Raw genomic sequence first — 16,009 nt, forward strand, 5'->3', positions numbered from 1 at the left:
ACTCACAGCGCTCTGGAGGATTGACCGTGCCTCCCCACCCCCTCGCGCAGGCCATCGCCCGGCTGATCCTGGCCGGCTTTGACGATTACCGCAGGCATTTCCGGCGCATCACCGGCGCTGCCCGGCAACGCTTCGAGCAAGCGCGCTGGCAAGCCATTCAGGATGCCTCCGCGCAGCGCATCGAACTCTATGAAGTTCAGGTCAATCGCACCATTGTCCGGCTGCGCCGGCGCTTTGCCGGTGAGCGCTGGCCGGGGGTGAGGGGATGGCCCCTGATCAAGACCCTGTTCACCAGCCTGATCGCCCCGCGCCGCGACGGCGAACTGGCCGAGACCTGGTTCAACTCGGTGTTCTGCGGGTTATTCAGTCATGACCTGATCAGCGATGGCTGCATGTTCGTGCACAGCACTTGTCCGCCGTTACGGGGCAAGCCTGAGCTCGCGCAGATCCGGCGTTACTGGCCCAATGGCAACCTGCCTGTGTTGCTGCGCAGGATTTTCAATGATTACCGCTTCAAGGTCCCTTACTGCGACCTGGACGCAGACCTGCTGCGCCTTGAGGCGCTGCTGCAAGCCAACTTGCCGGACTGGGTGGTGCGCGACCCTGAGCTGTGTATCGAACTGTTTACCTGCGTATTCTACCGCAACAAGGGCGCGTACCTGGTAGGCCGGCTGTTTACCGCAGATGAACACTGGCCGTTGGTGATTGCCCTGCTGCACCACCAAGGCGAGGGCCTGCGGATCGACACCCTGATTGTCGACGAGGCCGAGGTGTCGATCATCTTCTCCTTCACTCGCTCATACTTCATGGTTGATGTGCGGGTGCCCAGGCAGTTCGTGGCGTTTCTCAAGCGCATCCTGCCGGGCAAGCACCTGGCCGAGCTGTACAGCTCGATCGGCTTCTACAAGCAGGGCAAGTCGGAGTTCTATCGGGCGCTGATTCGTCATCTCAATCGCACTGACGACCGTTTTGTCATGGCCCCGGGTGTTCCGGGCATGGTCATGAGCGTATTTACCCTGCCTGGCTTCAATACCGTGTTCAAGATCATCCGCGACCGCTTTGCGCCGGCCAAGCTGGTTGACCGTGCCACGGTGATCGACCGTTACCGGCTGGTAAAAAACAGCGACCGGGTCGGCCGCATGGCCGACACCCAGGAATTTGCCGATTTTCGCTTTGCCTTGACCAGCTTCGAACCTGCCTGCCTGACCGAACTGCTGTTGGCAGCGCCGTCGACTGTCCAGGTGGTGGATGGTGATACGGTGCTGATCCGCCATTGCTGGACCGAACGGCGGATGATGCCGTTGAACCTGTATCTGGAGCAGGCCAGCGCGGCGCAGCGACATGAAGTACTGGACGACTACGGCCTGGCGATCCGCCAACTGGCAGCGGCGAACATCTTTCCCGGCGACATGCTGCTGAAAAACTTCGGTGTCACCCGTCATGGTCGGGTGGTGTTCTACGACTACGACGAAATCAGCCTGCTCACCCAGGTCAACTTCCGCCGCATCCCTGCACCGCGCACCCCGGAAGATGAATGGGCCGCTGAGCCTTGGTACGCCGTCGGCCCCCACGACGTTTTTCCCGAAGAGTTCCCTACCTTCCTGTTCGCCGACCGCGAACAACGCCAGCTTTTTACCCGCCTGCATGGCGAACTGTTCTATGCCCACTGGTGGCAAAGCGTTCAAACCGACATCCGCGCCGGCAACGTGATCGACGTATTTCCCTACCGCAGAGGGCAGTGAATCGAGCGGCCGACAAAGGTCGCCGTTGCTGTTGATCTTGCTTCTGCTTTTGCTCTTCGAATCCCGCTTGAAGCGGGACTAGCCGTCGCAAGCATTTTGGTTACGTTGGCGCTCCAAAGTAACTCGCCCAGCAGGGCGAAACCTGCGTCTCAAGCAACTCGGTATTGGATTTTCCATTGATCGAAAGATCGCCGTGCTAGCGAAGAGTGCAGCACATTCACAATAGATGTATGAGTTTTACCGGCCTCTTCACGAGCGAACTCGTTCCCGCAGAGACCGCGTTGATCATTAGTCCTGCGGTTGAGCCCTATATCCTCAATGCAAATCCACATGCCGACTCAACAACGCCCGCAACGCCGCAGGCTTGACCGGCTTGGGCAGGTAATCCAGCCCGGCTGCATGCACCTGCGCAATCAACTCCTGGCGACCATCGGCACTGATCACCACCCCCGGCACCGGCTCACCCAGCCGCGTGCGTAACCAGGCCATTAACTCAGCGCCGGTCTCACCGTCATCCAGGTGGTAATCGACCAGCGCCAGGTGCGGCCGGACCCCCGTGTCCAGCAACGCCTGACACTCACTGCGATTGCGCGCGGTCCACACCTGACAACCCCAGCGACTCAACAGGCTCTGCATGCCGATCAAAATGCTGTCTTCGTTATCGACACACAGTACCTGCGTTCCATTGAGCGGCGGCTTGTCCGCCTCGACCACCACCGCCTGCGCCAGCGGCTGAGTCTCGGCCAGTGGCACCTGCACACTGAACACACTGCCACGGCCCGGCCATGAGCGAACCTGCAACGGATGATCAAGCACCCGGCACAAGCCATCGGCAATCGCCAGCCCCAGCCCCAGGCCTTTTTCGGCGCGGGTCTGATGGCTATCCAGACGCTTGAACTCCTCGAAAATCACCCGCAGCTTGTCCTGCGCAATGCCTGGCCCGCGATCCCAGACCTCAAGGTTCAGATGCCGGCCGCGACGCCTCACACCCAGCAACACCGGGCCTTTGGCATAACGGAAGGCGTTGGTCAGGAAGTTCTGCAAAACCCGGCGCAGCAGCTTGATATCACTGTCGACCCGCAACGCGCTGCCCCGCACCCTGAACTGGATGCCTTGGTCCTGAGCCAAAGCCTTGAACTCGGTGCCGAGTGTGTCAAACAGGCTGTTGAGGGCAAAGGGCTGACGATCCGGGGCAATCTTGCCGTTTTCCAGGCGCGAAATATCCAGCAGATCGCTGATCAGGTCTTCGGCTGAGCGCAATGAGCTGTCCAGGTGCTGGATCAGTTGCTGAGCGTCGCAGGAAATGCCTTCCTGCTGCGCCGACAGCGCGGCGGAAAACAGCCGCGCAGCATTGAGCGGTTGCATCAGGTCATGGCTGACGGCGGCCAGAAAGCGGCTTTTCGATTCGTTGGCCGACTCGGCATGTGCCTTGGCCTCGCCCAGTGCCTGGTTGAGCTGTGACAGTTCATGGGTGCGCTCGGTGACCCGTTGTTCAAGGCTCTCATTGACGTCCTTGAGGACCTTTTCCGCCTCGCGGTACGCGGTGATGTCGGTAAAACTCATGACGAAACCGCCGCCGGGCATCGGGTTGCCGATCAGTTCGATCACCTGACCATTGGGGAACAGCCGTTCGGAGGTGTGCGCACGGCCCTGGCGCATCCAGTGCAGACGCCTGGCCACGTGGACTTCGGCCTCGCCAGGGCCGCACAGGCCGCGCTCGGCGTTGAAGCGAATGATGTCGGCAATCGGCCGGCCGACCCCGATCAAACCCTCGGGGTAGTCGAACAGCTCCAGGTAGCGACGGTTCCAGGCCACCAGGCGCAGCGACTGGTCGACCACACTGATGCCCTGGGTGATGTTCTCGATGGCGCCTTGCAACAGGGCACGGTTGAACTCCAGCACTTCCGAGGCTTCGTCGGCGATGCGCACCACGTCCTCAAGTTGCATCTCGCGGCCTTCGATGGCTGCCTTGACCACCGCGCGTGCCGAGGATGTGCCCAGCACACCGGCCAGCAGGCGTTCGGTATGGGCGATCCATTCGCCGTTGGCGTTCTGGCCAGGGTTGAAGTCCTGGCCCTGGGTGAAGGCGAAGCGCAGGAAGCTTTTGTGCGCCCGGTCGTCACCGACGAAGCGCGACGACAGATGCAGCAGGTCTTCAACTTGCACCGACAGCAGCGAACGGCTGCCGGAGCGGGCCTGGGTCTGCTGGCCGATGAAGCGCCCGGCCTGCCAGTGTTCGGTGACCCGTGGGCGCGAGAGGATCGAGACCCAGGCGAACAGGATGCAGTTACCGGTCATCGACAGCACCACACCCTGGGTCAGCGGGCTGATCGGCAGATTAAAGGGGTTGTTGTGCAGCCAGGCCAGCAGCGGGAAACTCTCCAGTGCCCAGCCCATGCTGTGGGCAATCACCGGCAGCACCAGGGTGTAGAACCACAGGAAAATACCCGTGGCCAGGCCGGCGAACACGCCACGGCGGTTGGCCTGTTTCCAGTACAGCGCGCCGAACATCGCCGGCGCCAGTTGGGTGATGGCCGCAAAGGCGATCTGGCCGATGGTCGCCAGGCTGGCGGTGGAGCCCAGCATGCGATAGCTGACGTAGGCCAGCAGCAGAATCACCACGATGCTCACCCGACGCACGGTGAGCATCCAGTGGCGGAAGGCTTCGAACGGCCGCTCGGCATTTTTGCGCCGCAGCAGCCATGGCAGCAGCATGTCGTTGGACACCATGGTCGACAACGCCACGCTGGCGACGATCACCATGCCGGTGGCCGCCGAAGCGCCACCGATGAAGGCCAGCAAGGCCAGGGCAGGGTGGGCGTGGCCCAGCGGCAGGCTGATTACAAACGAGTCGGGTAGCACCCCGTCGGGCAGCATCATCTGCCCGGCCAGGGCGATGGGGATCACGAACAGCGCAGCCAGCGCCAGGTAAGCAGGAAATACCCATTTGGCCAGGTTCAGGTCGCCAGGCTCGATGTTTTCCACCACCGTCACGTGAAACTGCCGCGGCAGGCAGACAATGGCCATCATCGCCACCCCGGTCTGCACGATCATCGCCGGCCAGTTGATGGTCTCCTGCCAGTAGGCTTCCAGTTGCGGGGCCGTACGTGCCTGGCTGAGCAGGTCGTCGAAACCGTCATACATGCTGTAGGTGACGAACACCCCGACGGCCATGAACGCCAGCAGCTTGATCACCGCTTCGAAGGCAATCGCCAGGACCATGCCCCGGTGGTGTTCGGTGATGTCCAGATTGCGCGCGCCGAACACGATGGTGAACAAGGCCAGGACCAGCGACACCACCAGTGCGGTGTCCTGGGCGCTGGTGCCGGTCGAGTCGGGCCCGGCGCCGATCAGGATATTCACCCCCAGCACGATGCCTTTTAGCTGCAAGGCGATATAGGGCAGCATGCCAACCAGGCAGATCACCGCCACCATCACCGCCAGTGGCTGGGATTTGCCATACCGTGCGGCGATGAAGTCGGCAATCGAGGTGATGTTCTCCTGCTTGCTGATCAGCACCATCTTCTGCAGCACCCAGGGCGCCAGCAGCATCAGCACGATAGGTCCGAGATAAATTGGCAGGAACGACCATAGCTGCTCGGCGGCCTGGCCCACTGCGCCGAAGAAGGTCCAGCTGGTGCAATACACCGCCAGCGACAGGCTGTACACCCAGGCCCGCTGGGTCGGGCGCAGGGCATTGCTGTAGCGGTCGCCATAGAAGGCGATGGCGAACATGATCGCCATGTAGGACAGGGCGACGACCGCAATAAGGCCGCTGGACAACGACATGGAAACTCCGGAGCAGAAATGGAACGCAATCTGGTCTGAGAGTCTGGCACGTGGCTCGTGGCAAGTCAGCGCCGACCATGGTCGCAGTGGCTGTAAATCAATTGGCGGCGCAGTCAGTGCCGAGGGCTATGAAGGCAAACCTAAAAGGACGGGGCGAGGTTGCGCCGGGCAGCCTCGCCCCCGTGTCAGGGCTTTTGAGCTCAGAAGGCGGTCAGATTTCTTCGTCCTTGAACGCTTCTTCGCGTTTTTTGCGCAGCGCGGGCAGGATCATCAGCACCAGCAGGATGGCCGAGGCCGCGAACAGGCCGGCGCTGATCGGCCGCTCGACCAGCACCATCGGGTCGCCCTGGGAGATCAGCATCGCCCGGCGCAGGTTGGTTTCCAGCAGTGGCCCGAGCACGAAGCCCAGCAGCAGCGGCCCCGGCTCGCATTTGGCTTTGCGCAACAGATAGCCCAGCAAACCGAAGATGATCACCAGTGCCACATCAAAGCCGCGGTTGTTGACGCTGTAGACGCCGACACAGCAGAACAGCAGGATGGCCGGGAACAACAGGCGGTAAGGCACGCGCAGCAAGCGAACCCAGACCCCAATCAGCGGCAGGTTGATCACCAGCAGCATCACGTTGCCGATCCACATACTGGCGATCAGTCCCCAGAACAGCTCGGGCTGGTGATTGATCACCGACGGTCCGGGGGTGATGCCGTGGATCATCATCGCGCCAAGCATCATCGCCATGATCGAGTTGGACGGAATGCCCAGGGTCAGCAAAGGAATGAACGACGATTGCGCGCCGGCGTTGTTGGCCGCTTCCGGTGCGGCGACCCCTTCTATTGCACCGCTGCCAAAATTTTCCGGGGTTTTGGAGACTTTCTTTTCCAGCGAGTAGGCGCTGAACGCACTCAAGGTCGCGCCACCGCCCGGCAGCACGCCCAGGAAGGTGCCCAGTGCGGTGCCGCGCAGGGTGGCCGGCCAGGCTTTGCGAAAGTCCTCGCGGGTCGGCCACAGGCGGGTGATCTTGCCGGCCAGTGAGCCCCGTGCTTCGGGTGATTCAAGGTTAACGGCGATTTCTGCGATACCGAACAGGCCCACGGCGATGACCACAAAATCGATGCCGTCATACAGGTCGGTGGAGCCGAATGTCAGGCGTGTACTGCCACTGCTGACATCCATGCCGACCATGCCCAGCAACAGTCCTATGCAGACCATGGCCACCGCCTTGATCACCGAGCCGCTGGCCAGGATAGTGGCGGCCATCAGACCAAAGACGGTCAGGGCGACGTATTCGGCCGGGCCGAACGACAGGGCGAACTTCGACAACAGCGGGCCGGCCACCGCCAGTGCAACGGTGGCCACGGTGCCGGCAAAGAACGAAGCCAGTGCGGCAGTGGCCAGTGCCGCACCGGCCCGGCCGCGCTTGGCCATGGCATGGCCATCCAGTGCTGTCACCACCGCAGACGCCTCACCGGGCAGGTTGACCAGAATGGCTGTGGTCGAGCCGCCGTACTGGGCGCCATAGAAGATGCCGGCGAGCATGATCAGCGCCGCCAGCGGCGGCAGGAAGTAGGTGATCGGCAGCAGGATTGCCACCGTGGCGGTCGGGCCGATACCCGGCAAGACCCCAATCAGGGTGCCCAGCAGCGCGCCAATCAGGCAGAACGCCAGGTTGGTCGGGCTCATTGCGGCAGAAAAGCCCAGGTACAGCGCGTCGAAAAATTCCATCAGAACGGCCCCACTGGCATTTGGACGTCCAGTCCATAGATGAACACGACCAGCCCGAACAGGCTAAGCACGACACTGGAGATGAGGGCTTCACGCAGGCGCCACTCTCTGTCGGCCATGCTGCCGAACAGGATCAGCCCGGCCGACGCGATCAGAAACCCGGCCAGCTCGGCCGCCAGCGCGAACCCGCCAACGGCGGCCAGCAGGATCAGCAAGGGGCGCAAGCGCACCTTACCGATGGGCTCGGCGCCCTTGCACAAACCTGCCAGGCCAATGATCAGGCCCAGTATCAGCACCATGCTGCCAACCACCATGGGCATGAAGCCAGGCCCCATCATGGCCGCGCTGCCAAAGGCCAGGTCTTTGCTCGACCATAACGCCAGGCCGCCCAGCCCGATCAGGGTGGCGCTGGCCAGCAGATCGGGACGGTTGCCGCGTGTTGCCGCGCTTACTGCACCCATGGCGAGACGCTCCAGAGCTTCTGGTAGCCTTGCAGTTGGGCGGGCATTTGCGCTGCCCAGTCTTCACCTGACAGGTAGGCGATCGGCAGCATCAGGTCCTTGGCCTTCTTGAGAAAATCAGGGTCTTGCAGCACATCGCGGACCGCCTCGGACATGCGCTTTTCGATGTCGGCAGAGATACCTGAAGGCGCCGCAATGCCACGTTCGGAACTCATGACCAGGTCGACACCTTGTTCCCTGGCGGTTGGCAGGTCCGGTTGCTGCGGCATGCGCTCGGCCGAGAACTGGGCCAGCACCCGGAAGTCGTCATCGGCATTCAGTTCGCTGATGTTCTGCCCGGCGCCACTGATATGCCCGCCCATCAAAGCGGTGCGTGACTCGGACGCGCCGCTGAACGGGATGTGGGTGAGTTTGGTGCCGGTCAGTTGCTGCAACTGGACCATCATCAGGTGATCGTCGGTTCCTACGCCGGAGGTGCCGATCGACATTTTGCCCGGCGCGGCTTTGGCGGCTTCGATGAAGTCGGCCAGGTTCTTGTAGGACGACTCCTTGGGCACCGCCAATACGGTCGGGTCATCGACGATCCGCGCCACCGGACGGATCTTGTCGGTGTCGTAGCCGACCTTGCGCTGTACCCGGGTGCTGAGAAAACCCGGGGTATTGATAAAGGCAAAGGTATAGCCGTCAGGCTTGGCTTTGCTCAGCGCGGTGTAGGCGATTTCGCCGGCTGCACCGGGACGGTTGACAATCACGATGTCGGCGCCCAGGCGCTTCTCGATGAACGGCTCCATGGCGCGGGCCATCACGTCAGTGCTGCCACCGGGTGCATAGGCCACCAGAAACTCGATCGGCCGGTCTTGCGGCCATTGCGCATGGGCGTTGAATGAGTTGAGGGCAAGGGCGAGCAGGGCTGCACTCGAACAGAATGTGGGCTTGTTCATCAAGGTTCCTCGGGTTGTTTTTATTGAGGTACTGGCAGGTGAAATTCAGCGCAGTCGGCGCGACAGTGGACGGCGTGACAAGCAGTGACGCAGCGGCTGGGGATGAGCGGCAAGGCGGGGCATAGGCTGACCTGTATTTTTATTGTTCAGGTATGAGATGACGATAAAAAAGCTAACAGATTGAAATGATATTTTAAAAATAAGCTTTTGTGACAAGATGTTTCGTCGCGTTTCGCTAGCATTCAATAGCGCTGTAAGCGCTTTCTGAAAGCCGTGTAGGGCGCTTCCTGGTGTATTCATGAGGGGTTGACAGGAAAGGGGCTGTGAATTTTTATAAAAGGAACGCTATTTCAAAAAAAACAAGAAAAATGGAGCTGTATATGCACTGCGCTGCAAAACCTTCCCTGCGCCATCCGGTCCTGAACGCCTGTTTGCTTTTACGTGGTTTGTCACTGCCAAGGTCTGGCTCTGTGAGCCTTTCCATCTCTCGTCTGGCAATCGCAACAGGTTGCGCGATCGTCGGCTTGCAGGCGCATGCCGACTTGCTCAAGGACAGCCAGGCCACGCTGTCGATGCGCAATTTCTATTTCAATAACGACAACCGCGATGGCAGCGCCGATCCTTCGAAAACCGAAGAATGGGCGCAAGGCTTCATGCTCAACTACCGCTCAGGCTTTACCGAAGGGCCGGTCGGGTTGGGGGTGGATGCCACCGGTATGCTCGGCCTGACCCTCGACAGTGGTCGCGGTCGGCATGTCGGCAGCACGATGATTCCGTCTGACGGCGACCGCGCCGCCGATCAGTGGAGCCGCTTCGGTGCGACAGCCAAGCTCAAGGCCAGCAAGACCGAACTGCGCTACGGCCAGTTGATCCCCAAAATTCCGGTACTGGTGGCCACTGATGGTCGCCTGCTGCCGCAGACCTATCAGGGCGTGCAGGTGCAGTCCAAAGAGCTGGACGACTTCACCTTTCTGGCAGGTGGCCTGAACCGGGCCACCGGGCGCGGCTCGACCAACCGCACCGGTATGGCGGTGGCCGGTGGTTCGCAGCAAAGCGATCGCTTCTACTTCGCCGGGGTCGATTACCGGGTTGACCGCGACTTGCTGCTGCAGTACTACGCAGGCCAGCTCGAAGACTATTACACCCAGCATTTTCTGGGGCTCAATCACAAATGGACGCTGGGCGACGACAGCTCGCTGACCACCGACCTGCGCTATTTCCGCACCCTTGCCGACGGCGCCAACCGCAGTGCTTCCGGTCGCGCCCAAGGCTATCGCACCAGCGGTTATACCTCAGCAGGCAATGGCGAAATCGACAATAGCTTGTGGAGCGCGGCGTTTACTTACCGGCTGCGCGGTCATTCGGTGTTGCTCGGCTACCAGAGCGTTTCCGACGACAGCAACTTCGTCCAGCTCAATCAGGGTTCGATCGATGAGGGCGCCGGGGGGACCACCCTGTACCTGTGGACCCAGAAAATGGTGCTCAACTTCAGCCGTGCCGGCGAGCAGACCGCCTTTGCGCAATACGCCTACGATTTTTCCGCCAACGGCGTGCCGGGGCTCAAGGCCAGCGTGATGTACCTCAAGGGCGACAATATCCAGACCGTGAACGGCGCCGAACAGTCGGAATGGGAGCGTAACCTGGCACTGGAATACGTCGTGCAGGACGGCGCTTTCAAAGGCCTTGGCGTTGCCTGGCGGCATGCCGTGGCCCGCAGCGAAGCTGCGCGTGATGCCGACCAGACCCGGGTGATCATCAACTACACCTTGGCGCTGTTCTAAAATCGCAGGCATTGCGAACCGCTGTGGGAGATCACCCGCCGCCTCGGCACCGCGGATAAGCGCTGCATGCCTCTGTGGGAGCGACCTTGGTCTGGGCGGCATTCCGACGAAAGGGACGGTAAAGTCACAGCAGATGCAGTGTTTTTACTGGCCTCTTCGCGACCAAGGTCGCTCCTACAGAATGCCTGTCATCGCACAGAGATTTGCAATGCGGCTTGTCAGTCTGTGCCGTGAACGTGCAGATTAGCGGCTTTGGCGTGTTGCGCGCCTCTATTCAAAGCCTCTCAGGTGCACGGACGATGAGTCAGCAGTCACAATTCGATCTTCTGAAAAAGCGGCGCTTCCTGCCGTTTTTTATCACCCAGTCCCTCGGGGCTTTCAACGATAACGTGTTCAAGCAGGCGCTGATCCTCGCCATCCTTTACAAACTCAGCATCCAGGGCGATACCTCGGTGTACGTCAACCTCTGCGCCATGCTGTTCATTCTGCCGTTCTTTCTGTTTTCGGCGCTGGCCGGGCAGTTGGGCGAGAAGTATCCCAAGGATGCGCTGATCCGCCTGATCAAGCTGGCCGAGGTCGGCATCATGGCTGTCGCTGCGGTGGGCTTTGTGTTCAGTAATCTGCCGCTGCTGTTGCTGACACTGTTCGCCATGGGCACTCACTCGGCGCTGTTCGGTCCGGTGAAGTACTCGATATTGCCCCAGCATCTGCGCGAGAACGAACTGGTCGGCGGTAACGGGCTGGTGGAAATGGGCACCTTCCTGGCCATTCTGGCCGGCACCATCAGTGCCGGAATCATGTTGTCGTTCACCCATTACGCCTGGATCGTCTCGGCCGCCATCCTGCTCACAGCGTGCCTGGGACTGTTGGCCAGTTACGGCATTCCCAAGGCGGGCGCTGCGACGCCGGATTTGCGTCTGAACTGGAACATTTTCAGTGAAACCTGGGCAACCGTGCGGCTGGGCCTGACCCAGACCCCGGCGGTGTCGCGCTCGATCGTCGGCAACTCGTGGTTCTGGTTTGTCGGGGCGATTTACCTGACCCAGATTCCAACCTATGCCAAGGACCTGATGCACGGCGATGAAACCGTGGTCACCCTGATTCTGACGGTGTTCTCGGTGGGTATTGCGCTGGGCTCGCTGCTCTGTGAGCGGCTGTCCGGGCACAAGGTCGAAATCGGCCTGGTGCCGTTCGGCTCGTTCGGCATCACCCTGTTCGGCCTGTTGTTGTGGTGGCATTCGGCGCATCTGGTCGAGCCTGCCACGGTGCATGGCTGGCGCGAGATTCTCGGCTTGAGTGCCGGGCGCTGGGTGTTGCTGGATATCCTTGGTATCGGGGTCTTTGCCGGCTTCTATATCGTCCCGCTGTACGCCCTGATCCAGTCACGCACCGCCGAGAAGGAGCGCTCGCGGATCATCGCGGCCAACAACATCCTCAATGCGTTGTTCATGGTGATCTCGGCACTGGTCTCGATCCTGTTTCTCAGTGTGGCCAAGCTCTCGATCCCGGAGCTGTTCTTGGCCGTGTCGCTGATGAATATCGCGGTCAACGTGTACATCTTCCGCATCGTGCCCGAATTCACCATGCGCTTTTTGATCTGGCTGCTCAGCCATTCCATGTACCGCGTCGAACACCGCAACCTGGATCAGATCCCTGATGAGGGCGCGGCGCTGCTGGTGTGCAATCACGTGTCGTTTGTCGATGCATTGCTGATCGCCGGTGCCGTGCGGCGGCCGATCCGCTTCGTCATGTACTACAAGATCTACCAGCTGCCGGTGCTCAACTTTGTGTTCCGTACCGCTGGGGCCATTCCGATTGCCGGGCGCAACGAAGACATGCAGATCTACGAGCAGTCTTTTGCCCGCATTGCCCGTTATCTGGCCGACGGTGAACTGGTGTGTATCTTCCCGGAAGGCAAGCTGACCACTGACGGTGAAATCAGCGGCTTCAAGGCGGGCATGAGCCGGATCATCGAGGAAACCCCGGTGCCAGTGATTCCCATGGCGCTGCAAGGTCTGTGGGGCAGCTTTTTCAGTCGTGATCCGAGTAAGGGGCTGTTCCGTCGCCTGTGGTCAAGGGTGGTGCTGGTGGCTGGCCCGCAGATTGCCGCCGAAGCGGCAAAGCCGGTGGAGGTGCGTGAGGTGGTCAAGCAGTTGCGCGGCCAGGCCCGTTAGTCTGCAAGCACAATCAGTACATGGCGTTTCTTGCCCAGACTGACCTGCCACGGTGCCTGCTCGGCATCCAGTGGCAGGTCCGGGTTGTCCAGCCGCTCACCCTTGCAGCGCAAGCCGCCGCCGGCCGCCAGCCGGCGCACGGCGCTAAGTGACGGCTCCAGTCCGGCATCGACCAGCACGCTGGCAAGCGTAGCCCCGGCGTGCAGCGCTTCACGCTTCAGCGCAATCTGCGGCAGCCCGGCGCTGTCGTGTTCGGCGAAGATTGCGTTGGCCTGCCGCTGCGCCTGGTCAGCCGCGTCCTGACCGTGGGCCAGGGCAGTAACCTGATTGGCCAGCACGATCTTGGCCTGGTTCAGCGCCGCACCGCCTGCGGCTGTCAGGCGCTCGATCTCGTCCAGCGGCAATTCAGTGAACAGCTTGAGAAAGCGGGCCACGTCGCGGTCATCGCAGTTGCGCCAGAACTGCCAGAACTCGAACGGCGCCAAGCGCTCGCCATTGAGCCACACTGCGCCGTTAAGGGATTTGCCCATCTTCTTGCCGTCGCTGGTGGCCAATAACGGCATGGTCAGGCCGAACAGTTCGCGGCTGTCGCGGCGCCGACCCAGCTCTACACCATTGATGATATTGGCCCACTGATCGGCGCCGCCCAGTTGCACGGTACAGTCAAAACGTTTGGCCAGCTCGGTGAAGTCATGGGCTTGCAGCAGGGTGTAGCCGAATTCCAGAAACGACAATGAATGCTCACGATCCAGGCGTTGGCGCACGGCATCGAAGGTCAGCAGGCGATTGATCGAGAAGTAGCGGCCCACCTCGTCGAGAAATTGCAGGTAGCCGATACCGTCCAGCCACTGGGCGTTATCCACCACACGCCCGGCGCCGTCACCCAGTTCGACATAACGTGCGAAGGTCTTGCAGATACCGGCGATGTTCGCCTCGATCTGCGCCTGGTTCAGCAGCGGGCGGCTCTCGTCACGAAAGCTCGGGTCACCGATGCGCGTGGTGGCGCCACCGATCAGCATCAACGGTCGATGCCCGGCCTTTTGCAGCCAGCGCATCAGCATCAGGCCTTGCAAGTGCCCCACGTGCAGGCTGTCGGCGGTTGCATCGAAACCCAGATACACGGTGCGCGGTGCCTCGGCCAGATGCTCGCGCAGGCCATCCAGGTCGGTGGATTGATGAATGAAGCCGCGTTGTTGCAGGGTTTCGATGATGTCGGTGTTTGCGCTCATGGTGGCTCGGCCGTTGTATAGATGAAAAACTATAAAACCTACCGATAGGTAGGCTTGCTGGGCCGATCATAGACAAGCTTGCCCGGCAGGGCAATGACTCGATAAGTCAGGAGCAGAGGAGGGGCGTGAACCAGCCTGTATCGGCCGGTCCACGAAAGGCGCGCTTAGTCTTGCAGCTTGTGGCTTGCCACTTGCGGCTGCTCGTCTTTCATCTTGCGGAAATACGTCGACAGCAACGCACCGGAGATGTTGTGCCAGACGCTGAACAGCGCACTGGGCACCGCTGCCAGTGGCGAGAAGTGTGCGGCAGCCAGGGCAGCGCCGAGGCCGGAGTTCTGCATGCCGACTTCCAGCGCCAGCGACTTGCGCTGTGGCAGGCGCAGCTTGAACAGCTTGCCGGTGAAGTAACCGAGCAGGAAGCCGAAGCTGTTATGCAGAATCACCACGGCCATGATCAGCAGGCCTGATTCTGCGATCTTCGCCTGGCTGGCCGCCACCACGGCGCAGACGATCATCACGATACTGACCACCGACACCAGCGGCAGCACCTCTACCGCATAGCTGATCCGGGCGCCCAGCAGACGTTGGGCAAGTACTCCGAGGATGATCGGCAGCATCACCAGTTGCAGGATCGACATGAACATGTCGGCGAACGAGACCGGCAGCCAGGCCGAGGCCAGGAACCAGATCAGCGCCGGGGTCAGCAGCGGGGCGAGCAGGGTGGTCACCGCAGCGATGGCCACTGCCAGGGCCAGGTCACCCTTGGCCAGCCAGGCCATGACGTTGGACGAAGTGCCGCTGGGGCAGCAGCCGACCAGGATCACCCCGACGGCGATTTCCGGCGGCAGGTGGAAGACCTGGCAAAGCAGCCAGGCCACGCCGGGCATGATCACGAAGTGGGCGACCACGCCGAGTGCCACGCGCCAGGGGTTGCGCGCCACTTCCGAGAAATCTTCAAGCTTGAGGGTCAGGCCCATGCCGAACATGACCAGCCCCAGCAGCGGGACGATCCAGCCTTTGAGGCCAATGAAAACCTGCGGGAACAGGAACGCCAGGATGGCGAACAACAGCACCCAGTACGCGAAGGTGTTGCCGACGAAGCGGCTCAAGGCTGCCAGTGCGCGCATGGCCTTATCCTTTTGTGATTGCTTAATGAAAAGCGCCGCCAGCGAGGGCGGCGCGATGGCGCTGGGCTGATCAGATGCCTTGTGGCTGCTCTTCGCCGCCCAGGGCTTCGAACAGCTCGGGCAGGAACTCGCCGAAGGTCAGCATCATCAGGGTGAAACTGGCGTCCAGTTGGCCCAGGGCTTCGTCACCGCCGTCCTGCTCGGCCTGCTCTTGCAGCAGGTCTTCGAACTTCAGGCGTTTGATTACCAGCTTGTCGTCGAGCACGAACGACAGTTTGTCTTGCCAGGCCAGCGACAGCTGGGTGACGATTTTGCCGGTGTTCAGGTGCAGCTGGATCTCATCGCCGGTCAGGTCCTGGCGCTTGCAACGCACGATGCCGCCGTCTTCGTGGGTGTCGCGCAGTTCGCATTCATCCAGCACGAAGAAATTGTCGGCGGCTTTCTGGGTCTTGACCCAGTCGGTGAGGGTGGCGCTTGGGGCGACCTTGACCGTCAGTGGGCGCACCGGCAGCGAGCCGATCACTTCACGCAGGGTCGACAGCAGGTCTTCAGCGCGCTTGGCGCTGGAGGCGTTGACCAGAATCAGGCCCTGTTTCGGCGCGATGGCGGCGAAGGTCGCCGAGCGGCGGATGAACGCGCGCGGCAGGAAGGCCTGGATGATTTCATCCTTGAGCTGGTCGCGCTCCTTCTTGTAGACCTTGCGCATCTGCTCGGCCTCGATCTCTTCGACCTTTTCCTTGAGGGCATCGCGCACCACGCTGCCAGGCAGAATGCGCTCTTCCTTGCGCGCCGCGATCAGCAGGAAGTCCTGACTGACATGCACCAAGGGTGCGTCTTCGCCTTTGCCGAACGGCGCCGTGAAGCCATAAGTGGTCAACTCCTGGCTGGCGCAGGGGCGGGCAGGCTTGGTCGCCAGTGCAGTTTCCAGCGCTTCGGCGTCAAAGGGCACGTCCTGGGTCAGTCGATAGACAAGCAGGTTTTTGAACCACATGGGCTGAGTCTCTCCTCATATACAAAGTGGGGCATTATTCGCTGCCCGGCTCCC

10 protein-coding genes are annotated in these 16,009 nt (G+C 61.3%); 3 read left to right on the forward strand and 7 right to left on the reverse strand.

Going from position 1 to position 16,009, the window contains the following annotated elements; all coding sequences use genetic code 11:
- Positions 1-26: 26 nt before the first annotated feature.
- Positions 27-1,742, forward strand: a complete 1,716-nt coding sequence (aceK, locus tag NRB16_RS04635; RefSeq protein WP_257105564.1) for a bifunctional isocitrate dehydrogenase kinase/phosphatase — start codon at positions 27-29, stop codon at positions 1,740-1,742.
- 315 nt (positions 1,743-2,057) lie between these two features.
- Here the strand turns inward: aceK and NRB16_RS04640 are convergent, their stop codons facing one another.
- The 4 genes from NRB16_RS04640 to NRB16_RS04655 all read right to left on the reverse strand — a co-directional run bounded on the left by NRB16_RS04640 (position 2,058) and on the right by NRB16_RS04655 (position 8,653).
- Positions 2,058-5,531 carry a PAS domain-containing hybrid sensor histidine kinase/response regulator gene (locus NRB16_RS04640; RefSeq protein WP_045489063.1) on the reverse strand — a complete coding sequence of 1,158 codons (3,474 nt, stop codon included), beginning with the start codon at positions 5,529-5,531 and terminating at the stop codon, positions 2,058-2,060.
- Positions 5,532-5,742: 211 nt separating this feature from the next.
- A complete protein-coding gene (locus NRB16_RS04645) occupies positions 5,743-7,251 on the reverse strand; it encodes a tripartite tricarboxylate transporter permease (protein ID WP_045489064.1) in 1,509 nt (502 codons plus the stop codon).
- Positions 7,251-7,712 (reverse strand): tripartite tricarboxylate transporter TctB family protein, encoded by a 462-nt coding sequence (locus tag NRB16_RS04650; RefSeq protein WP_045489066.1) that lies wholly within the window; start codon positions 7,710-7,712, stop codon positions 7,251-7,253. Before NRB16_RS04650 ends, NRB16_RS04645 begins: the two co-directional genes overlap by 1 nt.
- Positions 7,700-8,653, reverse strand: coding sequence for a tripartite tricarboxylate transporter substrate binding protein (locus tag NRB16_RS04655; RefSeq protein ID WP_045489069.1), 954 nt, complete (start codon positions 8,651-8,653; stop codon positions 7,700-7,702). Before NRB16_RS04655 ends, NRB16_RS04650 begins: the two co-directional genes overlap by 13 nt.
- A 470-nt stretch (positions 8,654-9,123) precedes the next feature.
- On the opposite strand from NRB16_RS04655, the gene NRB16_RS04660 reads away from it, so the two are divergent.
- Both NRB16_RS04660 and NRB16_RS04665 read left to right on the forward strand, forming a co-directional pair.
- Entirely contained in the window at positions 9,124-10,434 is a 1,311-nt protein-coding gene (locus NRB16_RS04660; protein ID WP_253115146.1) for an OprD family porin, read from the forward strand.
- A 299-nt stretch (positions 10,435-10,733) separates the two neighbouring features.
- Positions 10,734-12,608, forward strand: coding sequence for an MFS transporter (locus NRB16_RS04665; RefSeq protein ID WP_045489072.1), 1,875 nt, complete (start codon positions 10,734-10,736; stop codon positions 12,606-12,608).
- Here NRB16_RS04665 and tyrS read toward each other — a convergent pair.
- The 3 genes from tyrS to rdgC all read right to left on the reverse strand — a co-directional run bounded on the left by tyrS (position 12,605) and on the right by rdgC (position 15,955).
- Positions 12,605-13,837: a tyrosine--tRNA ligase gene (gene tyrS / locus NRB16_RS04670; protein WP_045489076.1), complete on the reverse strand. Its 1,233-nt coding sequence runs from the start codon at positions 13,835-13,837 to the stop codon at positions 12,605-12,607. The genes NRB16_RS04665 and tyrS overlap by 4 nt on opposite strands.
- A gap of 164 nt (positions 13,838-14,001) precedes the next feature.
- Positions 14,002-14,964: a bile acid:sodium symporter family protein gene (locus NRB16_RS04675; protein ID WP_253115143.1), complete on the reverse strand. Its 963-nt coding sequence runs from the start codon at positions 14,962-14,964 to the stop codon at positions 14,002-14,004.
- 70 nt (positions 14,965-15,034) lie between these two features.
- A complete protein-coding gene (gene rdgC / locus NRB16_RS04680; RefSeq protein WP_045489083.1) occupies positions 15,035-15,955 on the reverse strand; it encodes a recombination-associated protein RdgC in 921 nt (306 codons plus the stop codon).
- Between the last annotated feature and the right edge of the window lie 54 nt (positions 15,956-16,009).

This window comes from Pseudomonas sp. LJDD11, assembly GCF_024584215.1.
Classification (GTDB): Bacteria; Pseudomonadota; Gammaproteobacteria; order Pseudomonadales; family Pseudomonadaceae; genus Aquipseudomonas.

Coding starts and splice junctions, on each gene's coding strand:
- NRB16_RS04640 (WP_045489063.1), bottom strand. CDS start 5,531: ATGTCGTTGTCCAGCGGCCTTATTGCGGTCGTCGCCCTGTCCTACATG.
- NRB16_RS04645 (WP_045489064.1), bottom strand. CDS start 7,251: ATGGAATTTTTCGACGCGCTGTACCTGGGCTTTTCTGCCGCAATGAGC.
- NRB16_RS04650 (WP_045489066.1), bottom strand. CDS start 7,712: ATGGGTGCAGTAAGCGCGGCAACACGCGGCAACCGTCCCGATCTGCTG.
- NRB16_RS04655 (WP_045489069.1), bottom strand. CDS start 8,653: ATGAACAAGCCCACATTCTGTTCGAGTGCAGCCCTGCTCGCCCTTGCC.
- NRB16_RS04665 (WP_045489072.1), top strand. CDS start 10,734: ATGAGTCAGCAGTCACAATTCGATCTTCTGAAAAAGCGGCGCTTCCTG.
- tyrS (WP_045489076.1), bottom strand. CDS start 13,837: ATGAGCGCAAACACCGACATCATCGAAACCCTGCAACAACGCGGCTTC.
- NRB16_RS04675 (WP_253115143.1), bottom strand. CDS start 14,964: ATGCGCGCACTGGCAGCCTTGAGCCGCTTCGTCGGCAACACCTTCGCG.
- rdgC (WP_045489083.1), bottom strand. CDS start 15,955: ATGTGGTTCAAAAACCTGCTTGTCTATCGACTGACCCAGGACGTGCCC.